The 22,258-nt window shown below is 57.2% G+C and carries 16 protein-coding genes and 1 pseudogene; 9 read left to right on the top strand and 8 right to left on the bottom strand.

Features of this window, described 5'->3' with window-relative positions; all coding sequences use genetic code 11:
- Positions 1–19 precede the first annotated feature (19 nt).
- Positions 20–772, top strand: a pseudogene (locus tag ABH944_RS40835) (IS6 family transposase).
- Between the two features lie 142 nt (positions 773–914).
- Positions 915–1,370, top strand: coding sequence for a porin family protein (locus ABH944_RS40830; RefSeq protein ID WP_472975153.1), 456 nt, complete (start codon positions 915–917; stop codon positions 1,368–1,370).
- A 620-nt stretch (positions 1,371–1,990) separates the two neighbouring features.
- Here the strand turns inward: ABH944_RS40830 and ABH944_RS40825 are convergent.
- Positions 1,991–2,905 (bottom strand): LysR family transcriptional regulator, encoded by a 915-nt coding sequence (locus ABH944_RS40825; protein WP_472975152.1) that lies wholly within the window; start codon positions 2,903–2,905, stop codon positions 1,991–1,993.
- A gap of 102 nt (positions 2,906–3,007) precedes the next feature.
- On the opposite strand from ABH944_RS40825, the gene ABH944_RS40815 reads away from it, so the two are divergent.
- A complete protein-coding gene (locus ABH944_RS40815) occupies positions 3,008–4,027 on the top strand; it encodes an aldo/keto reductase (protein ID WP_404614470.1) in 1,020 nt (339 codons plus the stop codon).
- Positions 4,028–4,280: 253 nt separating this feature from the next.
- Entirely contained in the window at positions 4,281–4,694 is a 414-nt protein-coding gene (locus ABH944_RS44675; RefSeq protein WP_472975151.1) for a hypothetical protein, read from the top strand.
- A gap of 427 nt (positions 4,695–5,121) precedes the next feature.
- On the opposite strand, the gene glcC is transcribed toward ABH944_RS44675, so the two are convergent.
- Positions 5,122–5,865 (bottom strand): transcriptional regulator GlcC, encoded by a 744-nt coding sequence (glcC, locus tag ABH944_RS40805; RefSeq protein ID WP_404614468.1) that lies wholly within the window; start codon positions 5,863–5,865, stop codon positions 5,122–5,124.
- Between the two features lie 224 nt (positions 5,866–6,089).
- Between glcC and glcD the strand changes: the two genes are divergently transcribed.
- The 4 genes from glcD (at position 6,090) to ABH944_RS40785 (ending at position 12,265) form a co-directional block, all read left to right on the top strand.
- On the top strand, positions 6,090–7,589 hold the full coding sequence (glcD, locus tag ABH944_RS40800) for a glycolate oxidase subunit GlcD (protein WP_404614466.1): 1,500 nt from the start codon (positions 6,090–6,092) through the stop codon (positions 7,587–7,589).
- A complete protein-coding gene (glcE, locus tag ABH944_RS40795; protein ID WP_404614464.1) occupies positions 7,589–8,656 on the top strand; it encodes a glycolate oxidase subunit GlcE in 1,068 nt (355 codons plus the stop codon). Before glcD ends, glcE begins: the two co-directional genes overlap by 1 nt.
- A gap of 12 nt (positions 8,657–8,668) precedes the next feature.
- Positions 8,669–9,886 carry a glycolate oxidase subunit GlcF gene (glcF, locus tag ABH944_RS40790; RefSeq protein WP_404614462.1) on the top strand — a complete coding sequence of 406 codons (1,218 nt, stop codon included), beginning with the start codon at positions 8,669–8,671 and terminating at the stop codon, positions 9,884–9,886.
- A gap of 210 nt (positions 9,887–10,096) precedes the next feature.
- Positions 10,097–12,265 (top strand): malate synthase G, encoded by a 2,169-nt coding sequence (locus ABH944_RS40785; RefSeq protein WP_404614460.1) that lies wholly within the window; start codon positions 10,097–10,099, stop codon positions 12,263–12,265.
- A 40-nt stretch (positions 12,266–12,305) separates the two neighbouring features.
- On the opposite strand, the gene ABH944_RS40780 is transcribed toward ABH944_RS40785, so the two are convergent.
- Entirely contained in the window at positions 12,306–12,830 is a 525-nt protein-coding gene (locus tag ABH944_RS40780) for a gamma carbonic anhydrase family protein (protein ID WP_404614458.1), read from the bottom strand.
- 348 nt (positions 12,831–13,178) lie between these two features.
- Entirely contained in the window at positions 13,179–14,198 is a 1,020-nt protein-coding gene (locus ABH944_RS40775; protein WP_404614456.1) for an IS110 family RNA-guided transposase, read from the bottom strand.
- A 252-nt stretch (positions 14,199–14,450) separates the two neighbouring features.
- On the opposite strand from ABH944_RS40775, the gene ABH944_RS40770 reads away from it, so the two are divergent.
- Positions 14,451–15,581 carry an IS110 family RNA-guided transposase gene (locus ABH944_RS40770; protein WP_404614454.1) on the top strand — a complete coding sequence of 377 codons (1,131 nt, stop codon included), beginning with the start codon at positions 14,451–14,453 and terminating at the stop codon, positions 15,579–15,581.
- A gap of 270 nt (positions 15,582–15,851) precedes the next feature.
- On the opposite strand, the gene ABH944_RS40765 is transcribed toward ABH944_RS40770, so the two are convergent.
- The 4 genes from ABH944_RS40765 to ABH944_RS40750 all read right to left on the bottom strand — a co-directional run bounded on the left by ABH944_RS40765 (position 15,852) and on the right by ABH944_RS40750 (position 21,943).
- On the bottom strand, positions 15,852–17,270 hold the full coding sequence (locus ABH944_RS40765) for a sodium:solute symporter family protein (protein ID WP_404614452.1): 1,419 nt from the start codon (positions 17,268–17,270) through the stop codon (positions 15,852–15,854).
- Between the two features lie 225 nt (positions 17,271–17,495).
- Positions 17,496–18,749, bottom strand: coding sequence for a CaiB/BaiF CoA transferase family protein (locus ABH944_RS40760; RefSeq protein WP_404614450.1), 1,254 nt, complete (start codon positions 18,747–18,749; stop codon positions 17,496–17,498).
- A gap of 28 nt (positions 18,750–18,777) precedes the next feature.
- Entirely contained in the window at positions 18,778–20,259 is a 1,482-nt protein-coding gene (locus tag ABH944_RS40755; RefSeq protein WP_404614488.1) for an FAD-binding oxidoreductase, read from the bottom strand.
- Positions 20,260–20,932: 673 nt separating this feature from the next.
- On the bottom strand, positions 20,933–21,943 hold the full coding sequence (locus tag ABH944_RS40750; protein WP_404614448.1) for a LacI family DNA-binding transcriptional regulator: 1,011 nt from the start codon (positions 21,941–21,943) through the stop codon (positions 20,933–20,935).
- Between the last annotated feature and the right edge of the window lie 315 nt (positions 21,944–22,258).

The following is a 22,258-nucleotide window of genomic DNA, read 5'->3' as shown; positions in this document are numbered from 1 at the left end:
ACCGATTTGAGAGCCGGCGATGATCAAGCTGAAGAGTCTGGACGGGCTGTTCACCGGTCGCCACTTTGACCGTGACGTGATCATTCTTTGTGTGCGCTGGTATCTGCGCTACAAGCTCAGCCTGCGCGATCTCGTCGAGATGATGGCTGAGCGAGAGTTGTCGCTTGCTCACACGACGATCCTGCGTTGGGTGCGACGCTATACGCCCGAATTCGTCAAGCGCTGGAACCGTTTCGCAACACCTGTGGGATGGCCCTGGCGGGTTGAAGAGACGTACCTGAAGATCCGTGGAAAATGGGTTTATCTATATCGGGCGGTGGATCGGGTCGGCCAGACGGTAGACTTCACGTTCAGGGCAAAGCGCGATGTGGCTGCGGCAAAATCCTTTTTCAGGAAGGCCATCAACCATCTGGGCCGGCCACCAGAGACGGTCACGCTCGATGGGTATGCCGCCTCGCACCGGGCCGTGCGTGAGATGAAGACTGATGGCCTGCTGCCCGAGGACACGGAGGGGCACTCTTCGAAATACCTCAATAATTTGATTGAACAGGACCATCGTCACATTGCCGCGCGTCAAACAAGATGAGGTCTCTCATCCAGATTGTCGCGCCACAGTCACATCAAGTCCAGGACGAACGTGATACTCGGGTCCAAACGTTTCACGAGTGCCGCGACCACGTTTTCAGGCATCGAATTGATACATCGCATTCGCAAGAGGCAGTTCGACCTCTCCGTTTTCGTGCTCGAGGACATCGTTGCGCCCGCCGTCTAGAATCTTATCCTGTTTAATCGATAAGGTATCCATATCTATAAGATACATCTCGGCTACGCCACCTATTTGTACCAGATCCGGTTTTAGCAACACGTTTGCCTATAGCTTTGGCAATGTCCCTGGATCAGTTGGCACAAACAACGTGCTCGCGATTGTTGACTACACGAACAACACCTTCGCCGCAACGCTTTGTGTACAACGGATCAAAATCCGAACCTGTCCTTCCTCGTCAGCTGCAAACCTCGGACCCGCGTCGAATCAAATGGATACCCATGCTGCTGTACGCTATACGGTGTCCCTCGCCAAAGACGTCCCGGAGTACCAACACTTCAATTACGGCGACATCTCGCGCAAGGACGACATAGGGAAAATTGGAACAGCGATCACTCTAAATCCGTCAAACCAGATTCTCGCATCCTGTGCTCGCGACTACATCACCTTTGACGCACAGCCACATAAATCGCGTGAGACAGCAAGCATCGCGTACGACTATACCCTTTCGGAGCGTACCGATGCTTACATTGCGTACCCGTACGACAAGGCGACAGACTTTGGCACAGCAAACATCTTAATTGCTGGTATCTGGCATCGCTTCTAGTCAGCAGTCAATCAGGTGTTGAATCAGCGTATGTGCAAAAGACAGCGAATGCGGTGGTCACTGCACGCAGCAGATCTGCTTGCTCAAGTCCGGTGCGCCGTCGTCAACGGTGAACTCAAGGAAAGGCTCGCAAGGTATGATAAGCCGAAGGTGCCAGCGCCCATCGAACTTGACGAGCTTCCCGGGCAATTCGGGCTCAACCCCAATGTGTTTAACGCCGCCATGGCAACACACACACCTTGATCTCACCAACCAGACTCAAGTTACGAGGCCCCGAAAATCATTATCATGTGATCGACTTTCACCTCTGTCTGGAAGGAGTGCATGTCAAGCTTCTGGCAACCGGTCATGCCGGCGACCTGGTCGGATGCGAAGGAAACATCGTCACTGGTTTGGGAGCAGACTTTGACCCTCCATGCGGCAATGGCGGTCGCAATTAACCAGGAAAATCAGCTCAGCATCAGGACTGCGGAGATACCGATGCCAGCCAGGAGTCGCCGTGGGTTCAAGCAATCCGGTATCGGACGCGGGTACAGGAAGTTCGGCATTGATGCTTTGCTTGAGCCCAAGTCCACTGTCACGGCGACTTCGACCAGCCATCGCACAATGATGCACTGAAGTTATGCGGCGTTCTCGATTGCAGTCCGGATCCACACGGTAAAGGCGTCCATGGTTGCCCTTGTCCGCGCCGGTAGATGACGGTCGCGTGGGTAGAGGATCGCAACTTTCGGCGCAGGCGTTTCCCATTTCGCCAAAATGCGCTCGAGCTTCCCCTCCCTCAGAGCGGGAGCGGCGATGAAACTGAGCGATTGGACGATACCCATGCCGGCTATCGCAAGCTGCAATCTCGCATCCGAGTCCCCGACAGCCGCGATGGTTGGCGGGTACATATGCACAGGTCTGCCTGCTTCCTCAAACTCCCATTCCAGCTTCTCGCCAGCTTGCGGAAGCAGAAAATCGATAAGTCGATGCCGCACAAGGTCGTCTGGCTTCTCCGGTCGGCCCACTCGACGCAGATACTCGGGAGAGGCGACAGTGACGCGCACTGGACGGCCAAGAGGCCGCAGGACCAGGTCCTGGTCCTCCAGTCCGCCGATCCTGACTGCGAAATCTATCCCTTCGCGCACAAAGTCACTTCGTTGGTCACTCATAATCAGCTCAACATGAATCTTCGGATGCTGTTCAGACCACTGCGGCAGTTGCGGCACGATGATCGAGCGCGCCACTGACATATTCGCGCTGACCCTAACGCGTCCTGCAAGCGCTTCCTGTGAGTCGGAAAGCGATGCCTCGATCTCGTCAAGTTCACTCAGCAGTCGTCGGCATACTTCGAAATACCGGGAACCGGCCACTGTCGGCGCAACCGCTCGCGTACTGCGCGCAAGAAGCCTGATTCCCAGCGCTTCCTCCAGCTTCGCAATTCGCTCTGTCACGTTTGAGGACGACATTCCCATTGCTTTGGCCGCTTTCCCGAACGAGCCTAACTCAACTATCCGGACAAACAGTCGCATGGCTGCCAACTGGTCAATGCGCATCGATTACTCGCTCCGAACGAAAGGGTTCTTCGCATTGTACGGTCTAGGCGAGCGTTCCCGGTTGCCCTATCGTGCTGAGACTTGGCATTCACGGAGAAGAAAATGCAATACGTAACATTCGGCCGTTCTGGTCTGCGAGTGTCACGCCTGACGCTCGGCGCAATGACGTTCGGTGCGGGATCTGGTGTCTGGGCATCGATTGCAGGACTCGGCCGCGAACAGGCAACCGCACTAACGCGAATTGCCATTGAGCGCGGTGTCAATCTGATCGATACGGCAGATGCATATTCGCAGGGGGCCTCGGAGAAGGCCGTCGGTGAGGTCCTGCATGACCTCCACCTGGACGAATCCCAGATGCTCGTCGCGACAAAGGTACGCCTGCGAACTGGCTCTGGTCCGAACCAGGTCGGCCTGAGCCGCTCACACATCATCCGTAGTGTGGAAACAAGCCTCGAGCGCATTGGACGCAGCCACATCGACCTCCTGCAGCTTCATGACCGTGACGCACTGACGCCGATAGACGAGACACTTCGCGCGCTCGACGACCTTGTAACACAGGGAAAAGTCCGGCACATCGGCGTGTGCAACTTCACTGCCTCTGAGCTTGAGCGGGTGAACGCAATTACCTCGCTTGCGCACTGGGCCAAAGTTACAAGCAACCAGGTCCACTACTCGATGGCCTCTCGCGACATTGAACATGAGGTCGCCCCTGTGGCGCGTGATCACGGGATGGCGTTGATGATCTGGAGCCCGCTTGCTGGCGGCTATCTCAGCGGCAAGTACACCGCAAACGGCGGTGAGCCGGCCAAAGGACGACGCACTAACCTGAATTTCCCTCCTATCGATCCGGTCCTTGCTGATCCCATCGTTCACGAGCTCCGCATCGTGGCCGAAGAACTGCGTTCGACGCCTGCGCAGGTTGCCCTGGCATGGCTGCTTGGCCGCAAGGAGGTCACCACAGTGATTGTCGGCGCAAGCAACGAGGCACAGCTAATTGCCAACCTCCAGGCCGAAGAGCTGGAATTGCCGCCAGAGCAGCGTGCCCGCCTCGACAAGGTGTCGCAGCCCAAGGTCCCCTACCCCCAGTGGATGCAACTCTTTCACGACAAAGACCGCCTCTGACTCGAGCAGCCCGCAAATATAACCGTCAGCGCTACGTTCCTTTGGAGATGCAATGACGATCAACAGCCTTTGGCCGAAGACGCGACCATCACCGCCCCCCAATCATCGCGATTTGTGTCGTTGGCACCGGATCCCTGCATTTAGAAATATGAAGTAGATTCGTTATTCCTGATTCTCCGAAAGGCAGACCGACTGCAATAACGACTATATCCCCGGAAGAGCAGCAACTGCGTTCCGCCGTGAAGACCTCCGGATGAAGCAGTGGAGCCCGCTCGCCGTTGCCTGGTGTCGAATCAAGATCGAGGCGAAATCTCTGCCCGGCGGACAGGTGCGCGGAGCCGCCCTCGATCGTACCAAGTCTGATTTTTGGAACTTGGAGATCGAGAAGGATTGCGATCGGTCGACCGCACTCAAATTCTATTTCCCGAATGGCGGTAAGTCGTCGCAGATGCTCTTCTCAACTACCGTGGCTGAAGTTAACCCGGAAAACGTCCGCCCCAGCATCGAACAGTTTCCTGATTGTTACTTTATCGGAACTGGCGAGCCCGAGGGTCGCGACAATCTTGGCATTATCGAACCGCTTCATCTTACATCCTTAACCAGGTCTACTGATCGACAACGCGAGAAAGCCGCTGTGGGCTCGCGGTGCGAGGCCGATGTAGATTAGTGCGAATGCGGGAGAGCGGAATGTGATTTTCAGTCGAAGCAGAGCGTACTAAAGGTGTTGAATGGGCTTTGCCGGATTCACTTTAAAATTCCATGGCCGTCTTGGCAGCGTTTTATTACTACCGATTGAAGGTCCAATCAGTGCGATACCCGGCTCGATCGCTGTCGATGCGTCTCACCTGATCGTACCGATGGCTGAGCCTGTTTTCAGGCAGTACAGAAGCTAGCGGAGCTCGATGGCTAAAGGGGCGCGTACATAAACAGATGCCGGCCGGAAGGCATTGAGCTGACTGATGCCGCTTTCGTAGCAGGCTTCCAGCAATTCGCGAAGCAGAACCGCCGCCGGAGTTGAATGCGGCCGGACAGCGTCCCCACGAGGCCATGACTTGCACGCCTGCGGCCGCGGCAAATCAACCGGAAGCTGACTGCTACCAACCGTTAACGCGCAGGGTTGCGCGAATAAGCCTTTGTTCTTCCAATTCGATCTCTTTCAAGGCCGTGCTAACGGCACGAATATGTTCGCCGGCCGCTCTGCGCGCCTGCTCTGGCAACTTGCCTGTCACAGCGTTGCACAGCCGTGCATGCTGTCGGTCGATCTGTTGCTTCTGCGGTTGCCGATGATACAAATTATTTACCGAAGCCAACACGGAACTCAGCATGAGATCCGTCAGGGAACTCAACGTGTGCACCAGGACCGGATTATGTGAAGCCTCGCAGATGGACAGATGAAAAGCGTGATCGAGCCGGGCGTGATCGGAAGCACTGATGTCAGTCCCATTTGCCGCCACCATGGCGTTGTAATGTCGCGTGATCGCCGCGAAGTCCGCAGGCGTGCCCCGCAATGCGGCAAGGCCAGCGGACTCTGCCTCAAGGAAGCCGCGCACCTCGAGTAAATCGTAGAGTGTTCTCGGCTGCGATCCTAGCAGGTGCATTAGTGGTGTAGGCGGCGATTGCGCACTCAGGTTCGCGACGAACGAGCCCCGTCCCTGCGACGTTTCGATAATCCCTCGGGCCCTCAGTGATTTGAGCCCTTCCCGCAGTGCCGATCTCGATACTCCCAGCTTGTCAGTAAGCCTTCTCTCAGAGGGTAGGATCTGCCCCGCTCCAAGGACCCCATCGGCGATCAACTGTTCGATACGTTCCGCAACCACATCCGCAACTTGCCGATCCATTTCACCTCCCTACCTCTGATTTCTTACTGGTATGACCAGTAGCAACATGTCACGACGAAACTCAACCTCGACCGCTACAACTCAATACTGTACTGCGAATACTCGATCGTCGTGCAACCATGACTAACAGAAAGTGGTATGACCAGCTAATTGTATGTCGACATCCAGGCCGTTTGAGGAAAGAATAATCCTAAGGATTAAATTCTTGAACGGCGGGGACATCCGTGAGCTACCACTACGACGAAAAAATTGATGGTGCATTGCCGTCGCACGATTGCGCCCAAATTCTCGCCGAGTTGTCCGCACTCCTGCCAGGATGCGAAATCCTGCATGAGAAGGAAGACCTTCGGCCTTTTGAATGCGATGGCCTGTCTTCGTATCGCGCCACTCCAATGGTGGTCGTGCTGCCAGAGACAATCGAAGAGGTTCAGGCGTTACTTGCGTTTGCGTCAAAACGCCAAGTGCCCATAGTCGCACGAGGAGCCGGAACCGGCTTGTCTGGAGGCGCGCTTCCACTTGAAAAGGGCATTCTGCTCGTGATGGCGCGGTTCAAAAAAATAATATCAATAGACGCAGAAGCCTGCGTTGCCCGGGTGCAACCCGGCGTTCGCAACCTTGCGATCTCACAAGCCGCTGCCCCGTTCGGTCTGTACTACGCGCCCGACCCGTCGTCCCAGATTGCTTGTTCGATTGGCGGAAATGTTGCCGAGAATTCGGGCGGTGTCCACTGCCTGAAGTATGGTTTGACAGTCCACAATATTCAGAAGCTCACGATCGTGACGATCGACGGCGAACTGCTCACTCTTGGATCGGACGCGCTGGACTGCCCTGGTTTCGACTTGCTTGCGCTATTCACTGGCTCGGAAGGCATGCTCGGGGTCATCGTGGAAGTAACGGTGAAATTATTGACCAAGCCACAAAGCGCGAAGGTCCTTTTGGCAAGCTTCGACAATGTCGAAAATGCCGGGCGCGCGGTTGGGGAAATCATCGGTGCCGGGATTATTCCCGGTGGACTGGAAATGATGGACAACCTAGCCATCCGCGCGGCGGAAGACTTCATTCACGCCGGCTACCCGGTCGACGCCGAAGCCATCTTGTTGTGCGAGCTTGACGGCGCGGAAATTGACGTGTTGGAAGATTGCGAGCGAGTAGAAGCTATCCTTCAGGCAGCGGGCGCCACAGACGTCCGGCTGTCCAGAGACGAAGAGGAGCGGCAACGCTTCTGGGCAGGCCGCAAGAACGCGTTCCCAGCGGTCGGGCGGATCTCACCTGACTATTACTGCATGGACGGCACCATTCCCCGGCGAGAGTTGCCGCGCGTTCTCCGGAGCATCAGTGAGCTTTCGGCTGAATACGGGCTCCAGGTCGCCAACGTTTTTCACGCCGGCGACGGTAACATGCATCCCCTTATCCTATTCGACGCGAATACACCGGGCGAAACGGAACGCGCAGAAGGGATCGGCGCGCGGATCCTTGAACTCTGCGTCGAGGTGGGCGGCAGCATTACGGGTGAACACGGGGTTGGCCGCGAAAAGATCAATCAGATGTGCGCCCAGTTCAACAGCGACGAACTCAGTTTGTTCCATGCAGTCAAGGCGGCTTTCGACCCCGCGGGTTTGCTAAATCCCGGCAAGAACATCCCGACGTTGCATCGTTGTGCAGAGTTTGGCTCGATGCACGTCCACCACGGTGAGCTGACATTCCCGGCACTGGAGCGGTTTTGATGCAACACGCATTCGAGGCAAAGGACGATAGCAAACGACTCATCGAGCAGGTCAAGTGCGCTTACGTCACGCGTTCGCCTGTGCGAATAGCGGGTGGCAACAGCAAATCGTTTCTCGGTCGACCGGTGCAGGGAGAGGAACTCGACACTCGCTCGCACCGGGGCATTGTCAGCTACGACCCTACCGAACTCGTGATCACGGTCCGTGCCGGCACACCGCTTGTCGTGCTTAGTGAAACCCTGCGTGAGGCCGGGCAGATGCTGCCGTGTGAGCCTCCCGAGTTCCAGGACAGGGCCACCGTAGGCGGGGCGGTTGCGAGCGGCCTGTGCGGGCCTCGACGGCCTTGGGCGGGTTCAATGCGCGACTTCGTGCTTGGTTGCCGCGTCATTAGCGGGCAGGCGCAGCACCTTCGCTTCGGAGGCGAGGTGATGAAAAATGTTGCGGGATACGACATGTCCCGCTTGCTTGCGGGGAGCTTCGGATGCCTGGGCATTCTGACGGAAGTTTCGCTCAAGGTACTACCCGGTTCACGCGAGCAGCGCAGCGTTACGTTCAACATCTCCTGGGCGGAAGCCTCGCTTTGTCTGAGCGAGTGGCGCAAGGATTCTTTGCCGATAAGCGGTGCGTGCTACGTCGACGGCAAACTTCACATTCGCCTTGAAGGCGGTGCTGGTTCGGTACAGGCGGCACTGGGACGCATAGGTGGCGAGGAACTGGATCCAGTTTTCTGGAGCATGCTTCGCGAGCAACAACTCCCGTTTTTCAAAGACCCTCGTCCACTTTGGCGTCTATCGACAGCCCGTAACAGGCTCGCCGATCCTCTACCTGGCGAGGTGCTGCTCGACTGGGGAGGCTCGCAACTTTGGCTCAAGAGCGACGAAACAGCGAAGGCCATCCGGGACATCGCCGAGGCCGCCGGCGGCCACGCGACGTGTTTTACTGCGCGAGATGGAATAGAACCCTTTCATCCGCTTGAGATACCTGTCCTTCGTTACCAGCGAAAGCTCAAGGAGCGGCTGGACCCGCGATCGATTCTCAATCCTGGGCGCATGTACGCGGACTTTTAAGGAAAGAGACTCATGCAAACCAATCTCAGCGACCAAGTAAAGACGTTGGCGCGCGCCGAAGAAGCGGAAAGCATTCTCCGCTCCTGCGTTCACTGCGGATTTTGCAACGCCACTTGCCCGACCTATCAACTTCTCGGCAATGAGTTGGATGGACCGCGCGGACGAATCTACCTGATCAAGCAGGTGCTCGAGGGAGAGGCGGTTACCGAGAAGACGCAGTTGCATCTGGATCGCTGCCTGAGCTGCCGCAACTGCGAGACCACATGTCCCTCAGGGGTCAAGTACCATGCCTTACTGGACATTGGGCGCGCGGAAGTTGAGCGGCGTGTCGAGCGTCCCGCGCTGCAACGACTAATGCGCGAAGGACTGAGACGCGTCGTGCCCAATCCTGCTGTATTCGGTTCGCTGCTAAAGACAGGGCTATTCTTTCGTCCCGTGCTTCCAGCCGCCCTCAAGCGAAAGTTACCTGTGCCCGGCGTGCAACCGAAGGCTCGCCCGAAGGCTCGACATGAGCGGCGCATGCTGATGCTCGAAGGCTGCGTGCAGCCATCGTTGTCCCCGAACACCAACGCGGCGGCTGCCCGTGTCCTCGACCGGCTGGGGATCAGCGTCACATATGCTCCGCAAGCCGGCTGTTGCGGTGCAACTGAATATCACTTGAACGACCAAGATGCGGGACTTGAAAAAGCGCGCAGAAACATCGACGCCTGGTGGCCAGCAGTCGAAGCGGGTGCACAAGCCATCGTTCAGACCGCAAGCGGCTGCGGCGCGTTCGTGAAGGAATACGGCCATTTGTTGCGCGACGATGCTGCTTACGCCGCGAAGGCAGCGCGGATCAGCGAACTGGCGCGCGACCTCGTGGAAGTGATTGGTGCGGAACAGGTGGAGTCTCTTCCCGCAAAGACGGCTAAGCGAATCGCATTCCACTGTCCGTGTACGTTGCAGCACGCACAAAAGCTCGGGGGAACGGTCGAAACCGTTCTACAACGACTCGGCTTCGCGCTGACGACCGTGCCAGACGCACATCTTTGCTGCGGGTCAGCAGGCATCTACTCCATCACTCAACCGGCGCTGGCCACGGCGCTGCGCGATAACAAGCTCGATGCATTAGAAAGCGGACGTCCTGATGTGATAGCGACAGCGAACATCGGTTGTCAAATGCACCTGGACGGCGCGCGTCGAACTCCGGTTCGACACTGGATCGAACTTGTCGAGGAAGCCCTTGCGTAGTGCGCGTATGGTTCGTACTTGGCAATGCCTTCCCTCACAAGTCCCCCTTCCCTTTGCCAACGCCGTGAGTCAGGACAAGAGGCTCGATGCGCGCGTCCAAATTTGCTGCTCTCGACGTGCGAAGCGGGAGCAGAACAGATAACTTTCCCAGCAAACAGCAGGCGCTGCTAGCGTCTTCGGATCAACCTTAAACACGATGATATGAGTCAAATGATCGAGCACAACGGCCTCAAGGTCGCGGCTGTTTTCAGCAAGTTTGTCAATGAGGAAGCGCTGCCCGGCACAGGCGTCGACGCGCAGGCCTTCTGGCGTGAGTTCGATGCGCTGGTCCACGATCTCGCGCCGAAGAATCGCGGGCTGCTCGCCGAACGCGATCGCCTGCAAAGCGAACTCGACACGTGGCACCAGAGTCACCCGGGCCCGGTGCGCGACCTGAAAGCGTATCGCGCATTTCTCGAACGCATCGGCTACATCGTGCCGGCGATGGCCTCTACCGAGGCCAAGGCGACCACCTCCAACGTCGATCGCGAAATTGCCGAGCAGGCGGGCCCGCAACTGATCGTGCCGCTGTCGAACCGGCGTTACTCCCTCAACGCCGCGAACGCGCGCTGGGGCAGCCTCTACGACGCGCTCTACGGCAGCGATGCCATTCCCGATACCGACGGCGCGGAACGCCAGAAGGCGTTCAACCCTAAGCGGGGCGCCAAGGTGATCGCCCGCGCGCGCGCTTTCCTCGACAAAGCCGCTCCGCTCGCGAACGGATCACATGCCGATGCGACCCTCTACGCCATCGAAGGCAGCCAGTTGAAGATCACGCTCAAGAACGGCACGACGGGCCTGAAGAGTCCAGTGCAACTGACCGGCTTCCAGGGTCTCGCGAGCGCACCCTCGACCGTGCTGCTCAAACACAACGGCCTGCACTTCGAGATCCAGATCGACGCGCAGGATCCCATCGGCAAGACGGACGCGGCGCATGTCAAGGACGTGCTGCTCGAAGCCGCGGTAACGACCATCATCGATTGCGAGGATTCGGTGGCCGCTGTGGACGCCGCCGACAAGGTCCAGCTCTATCGCAACTGGATGGGCCTGATGAAGGGCGATCTCGCCGAGCAAGTGACGAAGAACGGCAAGACCTTCACGCGCCGCATGAACCCGGATCGCGAGTACGAAACGCCGCACGGATCGACCCTGAAGCTGCATGGCCGCTCGCTTCTCTTTATTCGCAATGTCGGCCACCTGATGACGAACCCGACCGTCGTCGACCGCGAGGGCCATGAGATCCCCGAGGGCATCCTCGATGCGGTGATGACGTCGCTTGGCGCGATGCACGACCTGCAGCGCAAGCTCAATTCGCGCACCGGCTCGATCTACATCGTCAAACCGAAGATGCACGGCCCGGCCGAGGTCGCGCTTTCCAACGAACTGTTCGGGCGCGTGGAGGACCTGCTCGGGCTGCCGCGCAACACCATCAAGATGGGGATCATGGACGAGGAACGCCGCACGAGCGTGAACCTGCAGGCATGCATCGGCGCGGCCTCGGCACGGGTGGCCTTCATCAACACGGGTTTCCTCGACCGCACCGGCGACGAGATGCACTCCGCCATGCAGGCCGGTCCGATGTTGCGCAAGGGCGACATGAAGGCGTCGGCGTGGATCAAGGCCTACGAACGCAACAACGTTCTGGCGGGCCTGAGCTCCGGCTTGCGCGGCCGGGCGCAGATCGGCAAGGGCATGTGGGCCATGCCCGACCTGATGCACGCCATGCTCGAGCAGAAGATCGGCCATCTGGAGGCGGGCGCAAACACCGCCTGGGTGCCCTCGCCCACCGCAGCCACGCTGCACGCACTGCACTATCACATGGTCGACGTCCAGGCCGTCCAGCAGGAGCTGGAGCGCACGAGCTACGAGGGCGTCCGCGACGAACTGCTCGATGGCCTGCTTTCAATCCCTGTCGTGGAGAAGGCGAACTGGTCCGACGAAGAGATCAAGGCGGAGATCGAGAATAACGCGCAGGGTATTCTCGGCTACGTGGTGCGCTGGGTCGACCAAGGCGTGGGGTGCTCCAAGGTGCCCGATATCCATGATGTCGGCCTGATGGAAGACCGCGCGACGCTGCGCATCTCGAGCCAGCACATAGCGAACTGGCTGTTCCACGGGGTGGTGACGAAGGAGCAGGTGCAGCAGACGCTCGAACGCATGGCGACGGTCGTCGACGCGCAGAACGCGGAGGATCCGCAGTACAAGCCGATGGCGCCGGATTACCAAGCCTCGCTTGCGTTCAAGGCAGCCTGTGCATTGGTGTTCGAGGGTTGTGCGCAGCCGAGCGGCTATACCGAGCCGCTGCTGCACAAGTTCCGGCTTGAGGTAAAGCCACATTGATGATCTATCGAACCCGCAAAGCTTTCGACCAGTGATCGTTTTACGAACGTTCCTTTAAATGCGCTTTGTAGAGGCCGGCCTTTGCCACGTAGTCTTCGGCATTGGCCAGCACCTCCGCAATGTCGTCCTCGGAAAGCTGCCGCACCACCTTTCCGGTAACCCCCATAATGAGCGACCCGTCGGGAAAATGCTTGCCCTCTGAAATCACCGCGCCGGCAGCAACAATACAGTGCCGACCTATCACCGCATCATTAAGAATCGTCGCGTGAATCCCAATCAGGGTCCCATCGTGTATCGTGCACCCGTGGAGGACCGCCGCATGTCCGACGCTAACATCCTCACCCACCGACAAGGGATGGTTCGCATCCGCATGTAAGATCGCACCGTCCTGAATATTACTGCCCCTCCCAACAGTAATTCGATCGTTGTCTCCTCTGATAACCGCACCAGGCCACACACTGCTTCCATCCAAAATATGGACATCGTCAATAACTGTTGCCGCTGTGCTCACGTAGGCGGTGTCCGCGATGGATGGTTGTTGTTCCTTTAACTGAAAGATTGTCATGATATCTCGAAGATAGATTAAAACGGTTCTCGTGACGCTCAGTTCGGCTTAACCTTTAAGGCAGTATGACTTTTATATGGACGCCTCCCTTTTTGCGAAGGTTTTTCGTGTGCATGACTCGATGGGACGGTTGCTGCTTTATATCCGGCCTGTTGCAGCCAATCATTCGGCTGCGGGCCCCGATGAAATCCGCTGACTCCCACCTCATTTCCGTGTCGAGCTGAAGGCTCTTCGTCATACCCAGGTTTAGGGAGTCCCGGTCCGACCTATCTTGTCATTGCACGCGATTGCCAACGCAACCTGTCGAGGTGCCTCCTGTGAGAACAGCTCCTTTGTAACGCATATTTTTTAAAGAGGTTTCGAGCTTACGTATGCGCTGCTGTACTGCCTGTCGTGGGCGAGAAGTGCCCAGATGGTTCTAGCGATCTTGTTCGCTAGCGCCACGATTACCACGTTGAACGGTCGGCGTTTGCCAAGCTGCTCGACCCATGCGCCAGCCCTGTCTGGGTGTCGCAGCACACTACGGGCGCCGTGGATCAGCAGCGTTCGCACGTAGGTGTCGCCTCTCTTGCTGATACCCAGCAGTTGAACCTTGCCTCCAGAGCCCGTTTGTTTCGGTACCAGGCCGAGCCAAGCGGCAAATTCCCGACCGGAGCGAAAGGCCTTCGCGTCGCCCATCGTCGCGACAGCCGCTGTGGCGCTCAACAAGCCGACGCCCGGTATGGCCGCGATTGTCTGGCATGCGACGTCGTCTTTCATCCATGCCTGAAGGCGTTGTTCGATCCCGGCAATTTGCCGATCCAGCCCCGTCAGGCCACTCCACTGTTCCCGCAACGAATCGATCAGCACGGCAGACAAACGGTCCGACAGCTTTGCCAGAATTCCCGGTATCGCCTTGTCCAGGGTCTCGCGGCTCTTGCCCATCACTTCGCCGTACTCGGTTAGCATGCCTCGCAGACTGTTGATCTGCATCGTGCGGAACTTCACCAGTTGCTGCCGCATGCGGTGCAGTGCCAGCACGGCCTGTTGCGCTTCTGTCTTGACCGCGACCGGCTTGCTGGGTATCTGTGTGGCCATCCAGATGGCGCGCGCATCCGCTGGATCGTTCTTGTTGCCGATGTTGAACGCCTTGACGAACTTCGGCGGCATCAGCTTCACCAGGTGACCCATCTTCGTGAGCTGGCGTGCCCAATGCTGCGCACCGCCACACGCTTCCATACCGATCAGGCAAGGTTCCCGGTTCGCGAAGTAGTCGAGAAACCTATCTCGCTTGACTGGCTTGTTGACGACTTCACCTGTGTGCGGGTCGACCCAGTGCACCTGAAAGACGCTTTTGGCAATGTCGACGCCTATGGCCGTATGGTTCATGGCGGACCTCCTCCGGTTGGCTCTGAAGACCTCAATGATCTTCTATTCCGACCGTACCGTTACGGCCGGTCCGTGAGTGAGTATGTGTGTCTGTTCATCGCTTCCACCATTTACGAGGTGGGAGGCGTCCATTCCATTTCCGTGAGTCAGCGGCTGGCCCGCCGTGAGGAATCAAACGCGGGTTAGCATTGCTGCCAGAGCCGCACGATGTGCACCGGGCACACCCCGGCGATTTCCAGCGCGGAGGCCAGCATGGAACACGATAGCACGGTGTACGTCGGTCTTGATGTACACAAGGAGTCGATCACCGCGGCGTACGCGGTCGGCATTAGCGAGGTGGAGTTGCTGGGTAAAATCGGTACGACGAAGACTGATATCGATCACCTGTGCAAACGTCTGCAGTCGAAAGCGCGACACGTAAATGTTGTCTACGAGGCCGGCCCTTCAGGCTACGGACTGTACCGCGATCTCGTCCAGAAAGGATTTGAATGCATGGTATGCGCACCGTCCCTGATTCCGAAGAAGCCGGGCGAGCGCGTCAAGACGGACCGGCGCGACGCGGTCAAGCTCGTACGCGCGCTGCGCGCCGGTGATCTGTCAGCAGTGCACGTACCGGATGTTGAAGACGAGGCGTTCCGGGACCTGGCCCGCGCATGGGCAGCAGCGAAAATGGATCTCAGACAGGCACGCCAGCGGCTGAAGTCGTTCCTTCTGGCGCATGGCGTTCGCTATGCAGGTCACGCCGATTGGGGGGCCGCGCACCGGCGGTGGGTCAGCACATTTGCATTCCCCAACCACTGGCAGCAACTGACCTTCGACGAGTGCCGTCGCACGATCGAAGACAGGCTCGCACAGTGTGATCGCCTTGAAGCGACGCTGCATGCAGCCGTCGTCAGCTGGCGGTTCTATCCAGCCATACTGGGCCTGCAGGCGATGCGCGGCATACAGTTCATCACCGCCGTGGGCATGCTCTCCGAGCTGGGCGACCTGTCGCGCTTCGAACATCCGCGCCAGCTGATGGCGTGGCTCGGCGTGACACCATCAGAACATTCTTCGGGAGACCGGCGCCGTCAGGGCAGCATTACAAAGACCGGCAACAGCTACGCAAGAAAGCTGCTGGTCGAGGCGGCCTGGAGTTACCGGTACCCGGCACGTGTGAGTCCTGACATCCAGCGTCGGCACGAAGGCATTCCGAAGCCCATCATTGATCGCGCCTGGGACGCGCAGGTCCGACTATGCCGGCGATATCGCAAGCTGGCAGCACGCGGCAAAAACGTCAACATAGCGGTGGTCGCCGTTGCCCGCGAGCTGGCGGGGTTCATCTGGGACATCGGCCGACTCGCGATGTCGCTCTCCGTGCCGTACGAAGCGCAGGCAGCGTAACGGGCGTATCTGTCGAACATCTGACGCGAGGAGTTTCCTGAAGGCGGCGTAGCCCGGCACCCGAGCAACCCGCGCTTGGACTATGCAATGGGTCCCATCCGATTTGCGGCTTTAGATAGCGGCAGGCTCAAGGGGCGGACCTCTGTAATGCGGTAACCAACCCGCGGATATCAGTGTGATCCACCGTCGAGACTTACTGCTACGTCGCCCTCAGGAAATTTACGTACCTATGAAACGAAAACGAACACCGATTCCGATTGACACGGAAAGTCATATCAGTCCACTGTTTGATACGGCCTTTTCCTTCATTTCCCTATCAGATTTTTTTGCGACGAAGCGTTCGATCAACATCACCAGGGGCGGCGTCACCAACGCGATGTATATATCGTCAATTCCGTACGGATCGCCAAGCAGATACCAAGCTGTCGTCGACAGCGCTGCTGCCAACAGGCCGAGTGTCGCACCTCGGCTGCTGCGATAGAAAGGCAGATAGAAACCTATCATTGCCACCACGGAAATGGACAGGCGAAGTGCGCGCGTAAAAAATGAAAGATGCAGTACTTCGGGAACGAAAAGCACAAAGATCAAGGGGATGAACCCAATTGGGATGGAAAGCAAGCGCGAGATTCTGAACTCTGCCTCTGGAGTAGGATGCCGGGCAGGGACGTAAAAGTCGCGAACAATCAAGGAGGAGATCGCAAGCCCTACGCTGCTCACGCCGACAAATACCGACGCTGCCAGCGATGTGGTAACGAAGCCGGCAACGATCGGACTCATATGATTCAGAAAGATTGGGAATGCATATAGGCTATTCATCCCGGGGAAGAGATATTTCGCCGCGATGCCTACCAATCCTAACGCGACGCTGATCGGTATACAAAGGACAGCCGATATATATGTCGATCGTCTTACGCTTTCAGGCTTTTTAAGCGAAGACATCGCCTGGATAATGTACTGCGTCGAGAATATCGCGCCAACGTTAGCAATGGTCCATGCCACGACTGTCGAGGCGCCGATTTTTCCGTCCCATGTGAAATAGTAATGCGGCATCTGTGCGAGCATCGGTCGCACGCCATGAGTCATATTCAATGCCACCGCGAGGACAATGAAAACACCGACATACTTGATGGTCGTGTGCATGATGGAGACGTAAGCCACGCTCTTCATGCCTCCTATTGCACAATAGAAGGTGCTCACGACAGCGGTGATCACGGCAGCCGAAGGCAAGGAAATCCGTAAAACGCTCGAGATTGCAGCAGCGCCGCTTATGTAATAACCCACATTCACGAGCAAGAGCGCATAGATCATTATCAGCGAAACAGTTATCTGCGTAGAGCGCCCATACTTTTTGGCGATCGCCCCTGAAATCGTAAACTCCCCTGAGGCGTACAGCTTTTTCGCCAGAAACAATCCGAACAGCGGGAAGCCGATAGCGGCACTCAACACTGCCCAAGACGCAGCCAGACCGGATTCAAACGCGGTTTGTGCGGCACCGACGGTGGACTTTGCGCCAATGAACTCCGACATCATCAGAATCCCGATCACGATCGCGGGCATGGACCGCGCGGCAACCATGAAGTCTCCGGCGGTTTTGCTACGCAGTCTTAAGGTGAGCCAGAATGATACGGCTAGATATGCAACAAGGATTCCAGCGATTATGATGGTTCCACCTACATCAAAGGAATGCATCGTCGTCTCCTGATTTTAATTAGTATCACTAACTATATGGCAAAAAATCCAACCAATCTCGTTTTGAATCCAATGAATGACTCGGTTGCCGACCAACAGTTGCGATCTTCGTCGCACTGTGTATCGTTGGCCAGCAACGACCATCACAAAGTCATTTCATCGAGCCGCGCCTGCTCCAATCTCCGTCATAACTGACTTTTACCGGGCTGAAAAATCCGCTATTACTCAGCTCGCACCGATAACATCTCGTCCAGGTCTGTAAATCACTCCCGCAGCGTGTAGTTCGTCCTGGTTTTTGTCAGTCCACCCGATAGAAGCAAGAACTTCCGCAGTGTGCTCGCCAAGCATGGGTGGCGGACGCCGGTATTCGATCGCTGTGCGCGAAAACTTGATCGGGTTTGCGATTTGCGGTACATGCACACCCATCGAGTGCTGCATCGAGAAGCTCATTCCCCGACTGACCACTTGCGGATCCGCAAGGGCTTGCGCGACGGTATTGATCGGACCCGCGGGCACCCCCGCTTCTTCGAGCGCCGAGAGCCATTCGTCTCGACACTTTGTGCGAAGGAGATGCTCGATCTGTTCCACTAGGCTATCGCGGTTTGCCAGTCTGGCGCTGTTCGTAGCGAAACGTGAATCGCCAGCGACAGACGGCATCAACAGAACCCGGCACAGCGCCTGAAACTGCCGGTCATTCCCTACGGCTATGATCAAATGCCCATCACTAGCCGCGAATGACTGATACGGGCAAAGATTCGGATGAGCATTTCCCCAGCGCCTTGCAGGCGCTCCGGACACAAGGTAATTAAGCCCGTGATTTGCCAGCCAGCCGACCTGGGTATCGAGCAAACTCATATCGATATACTGCCCTTCGCCGCTGGTCTGGCGTTCATGCAAAGCACTCAAAATTCCTACCGTTGCATACATCCCGGTCATCATATCGGCAATGGGAACGCCACATTTCTGAGGACCGCCTCCGGGCTTCTCGTCAGTTTCGCCCGTGATACTCATCAGGCCACCCATCGCTTGAATGACGAAATCGTATCCTGCTCGCTCCCGGTAGGGACCGGTCTGCCCAAAACCCGTAATGGAGCAGTAAATTAGCTTCGGATTTAAGCTACGAAGGCTTTCGTAGTCCAGGCCGTATCGCTGCATGTCACCGAATTTGAGATTTTCGATAATGACATCAGCGGTCTTTGCCAGTTCACGCACGATTTCTTGCCCCTCTGGCACACTGAAATCCACTGCGATGGAACGTTTTCCCCGGTTCGCGGCTAAAAAGTAAGCAGATTCCGCGCTGGGCGTTCCATCGTCGCCAGGTGCAAACGGCGGCCCCCATGCCCGTGTGTCATCGCCCGTGCCCGGTCGCTCGAGTTTTACAACATCTGCGCCCAGATCCGCGAGCAACTGCGTCGACCAGGGCCCCGCCAGGATGCGGCTAAGGTCGAGAACTCGGATTCCCGAAAGAGTACCTGCCATCACACCTCCTACGTTTCATTGAGCAAGCTTATGAAGGATCGAAAAGTACGCCAGGGTTCAGGATCGAATGCGGATCAAACGCGGTTTTCGCCGCCTTCAATGCAGTACAGAACAGTTCGGGGCGCTCCTTGTCGTACCACGGACGGTGATCTCGCCCCAGCGCGTGGTGGTGAGTCACTGTGCCGCCAGCATCAACCATCGATTGCTCGGCGATCGCCTTGATTGCCACGTATTGCTCAGGGATACGAGCTTTATCGCCATAGGCAAACCATGTGAAATAGGGCGCAGGTCCGTCCGGATAGATGTGGGTGAATCGGCACGTGACTGAACCGGGTCGTCCCGTGACTTCTCGAATTGCACGATTGGTTTCCTTCTTGACATGGTCGCGCAGTTGAGCAAAGCGATCCCACGTGATTGCAGTCTCCATCGTTTCCCGCATCACACCTCGAGCAATAGCGTGTTCTCGCAGTGCCGGGCCTCGGAGAAATTTGTCTCTCCAGTTCTTGGCGTCGGAGTCAGCACTTTCAGGGCCATTTCCGAGCCCGGCCTCATCCCAACTGCCGCCGTGATCGCCACAGATTTCGAGTGCCCGGCTCATCCACGGGTCGACTGGATGATCCGCCGACTCGAAGCCAAGCACCAAGATGTCGTAGGTACCGTCGCTTGACCCGGTGTATGCAGCTTCTTCACGCTCGACAAGCCGGGCGTTGGCTGGATTTAACCCGGACTGCGAGATGATTCGCACCGCTTCGACAGCGTCGTCATAGCTAGTAAAGCGCACGCTCGTCATCTTGCGATGAGTCGGGCGTCGATGAAGCTTCACCCAAGCCTCGGTGATGATGCCCAAAGCCCCTTCGGATCCAAGAAATAGCCGGTCGGGGTTGGGCCCTGCGCCTGATACCGGAAAGCGCTTCGACTCGATATTGCCAGCCGGCGTCACTACTTTGAGGCTTTCGATGTGGTCATCGATCTGCGTATATGCAGTTGCGAAGTGCCCAGCGGCGCGTGTTGCAATCCATCCGCCGAGCGAGGAAAACTCCCATGCTTGAAGAAAAAATCGCATGGTGAGACCCGTTGGCTTGAGCTGCTGCTCCAGGTGCGGGCCTAACACGCCTGCCTGGATGCGCGCGGCTTGCGACTTCATGTCAACTTCGAGGACCTGATCGAAATGTTTCATATCAATCGACACCGTCCCCCGATACCGATCGTGCGACGGCGGGTTGACGCCACCAACGACGCTGGTGCCGCCGCCATAAGGAATCGCCGCGAGGCTGGCATCTTCGCACCACCGATACAAGCTGACGATATCGTCTTCCGTTCGGGGATAAGCCACGACGTCCGGAGGATTCTTGAACTCCCCGCGGATCGCGCGGGCTACATCGACCGTCGACGCACCGTAGGTGTGATACAGCCGGTCATGCTGCCCAATCGAGCAAATCGATTTGAGCGATTCGGGCACTGTCACTCGAGGCGCCCGCAACTTGATCGAATCTTCTGTTGGAAACGGCATGGGCTCGAAACCGCTGACACCGAGTAGACGCGTCCACGCTTGTTCAAACTCGCGGATTTCTTCCGGAGATACATCATTTCCTTCGTAGCCCCAGCCATAAAAATTTCGCCTGCGATCTTGCATATCGGTCTCCATAAGCAGTTGAGCAATATTGCCAACGATTGCATTTCAATGCAAATGTAACAAAATTTCTATAACAATCAAAGAGTTGATTTTTTGCAATCGTTGTCATTATATTAGGACGCGCGGAAGCGCGATGTCAATGATTCGGTTCGCAGGATTTACATCAGGAGGAACACAAGGATCGATGGGGGGCATCGACTCAGGCAGATATTGCGGATCTTGGGGCAGGCGGAGAGCGCGCGCGGCCCGATTGCGCCGCGCAATTCCACGCGGTTTTTTACGGCAGTGATCAGTGAATGGCTGCGTTTGCCGGGAGCGCGAATCGGCCAAAAGGAGCAGCCGTCGACTGTAGATGTCCTGGTATCAGTTCAGTTTTGCTCAACCGAACCAACGGTTCGCCTTTTCGCCTGCAGCAGGAGGCAGGAGGCAGGAGGCAGGGACAGTTAAGCCGGTTCGCCTCCGGGATGAGCAGCGAGGCCTCGACTGGCCTCACTGGGCGCCGCGATCGTGTAAAGAGGCGCTGAGATATGTCGTTCGAGAGCGAGCGGACCTATACAGCCGGCGGAGCAGCAGTACTTTCCCGCACAATGAGTTCCGCCTCGAACTCGTCTTGCTCGACCGTCTGAACACCCCTGTTGTTGATCTGCGCCAACAAGTTTTTAGCACTTAGCCGTCCGATCCTGACCGCGTCGGAGTGGACCGTAGTGAGTGATGGTGAACCGATCCTAGCCAGATCCCAGTCGCCAAAACCCGTTACCGAGACTTGGCCCGGAACGGAGATCCCCAGCGCTCTGCACTCAGCGATCGCGGATGCAGCTATAAAATCGTTGTTACAAATGAGTGCTGTAGGACTCGCCTGAGAAAGTAATTGGCGGGTTGCGCCGCGAACTGACTCAGGGTCATATGGCGTGGCGATGACGGCTTGAGGGCGCAAGGCTATTCCATGACGCCCCAACTCCTCGCGTATGCCCGAGAGCCTGACAGCCGACAACTGATGGGCATCAGACGGGCCCGTCAGCACGCCAACACGGACATGCCCAAGGTTGACGAGATGTTCGGTAACGCGCCCCATTGCGCGTTGGTTGTCATAGCCGACAGTCGGATGAACGCGCTCCCGGTCGGTCGCCCACATCAACACGTAGGGAAGTTTCTGCCTGCGCAGCAAGGTGAGCACGTCAGGATGATGGCTTAAACCGACTAGCGCGAGGCCATCAACTCCACGCTCGATAAGTGTCCGGACGATACGCAACTCCAAGTCTCGATCGTCACGATGGCAGGTCAGCAAGCCCGTGTAATCCAATTGAAGAAATTCACTTTCCAAGGTATCAACGGCTCGCGCGTACAACTCGTTCATTAGTGTCGGAGCAACGATACCGATGGTTCGCGAGCGACCTGACCGCAACACGCGAGCTGGCGCGAATGGCACATAGTCAAGCGACGCAATTGCCTCTCTGACCTTTTTCAACGTTTTGGGGTGCAGGCGTTCCGGCGCCGCGAGCGCGCGCGAAACGGTAGACGACGAAACCCCCGCAAGAGTGGCGACTTGTTTCAAATTCACCATATGTACCCCGGGAACTACCTTATCCGTACCTATAAAAGTTCGTGCGGCGATGAGTGTATCAAACCGGCAGCCCTCTTCACGGCTCCTCAAGGTCCAATCAACGCCCCACGACCCTACCCAGACGGGTCCTCGATTCGCCTACCACCGAACACGTGAATGACAACGATTGCAAAATCGAATATCATTGATATTAATCAAATAAATATGACATGATTATATTATATGCAATCGTTGTCATTTTGTGAACCAAAACCACGAGATCGGGCAATCTTGCGTGATCCCGCGACGCAGCTCGTCGAATAAACGGCTCAGTCC

This window comes from Caballeronia udeis (assembly GCF_044909315.1).
In the GTDB taxonomy this organism is placed as follows: Bacteria; Pseudomonadota; Gammaproteobacteria; order Burkholderiales; family Burkholderiaceae; genus Caballeronia; species Caballeronia udeis_A.
Note: the sequence above shows the minus strand (reverse complement) of the source record. Positions and strands in the feature narration are given on the sequence as shown.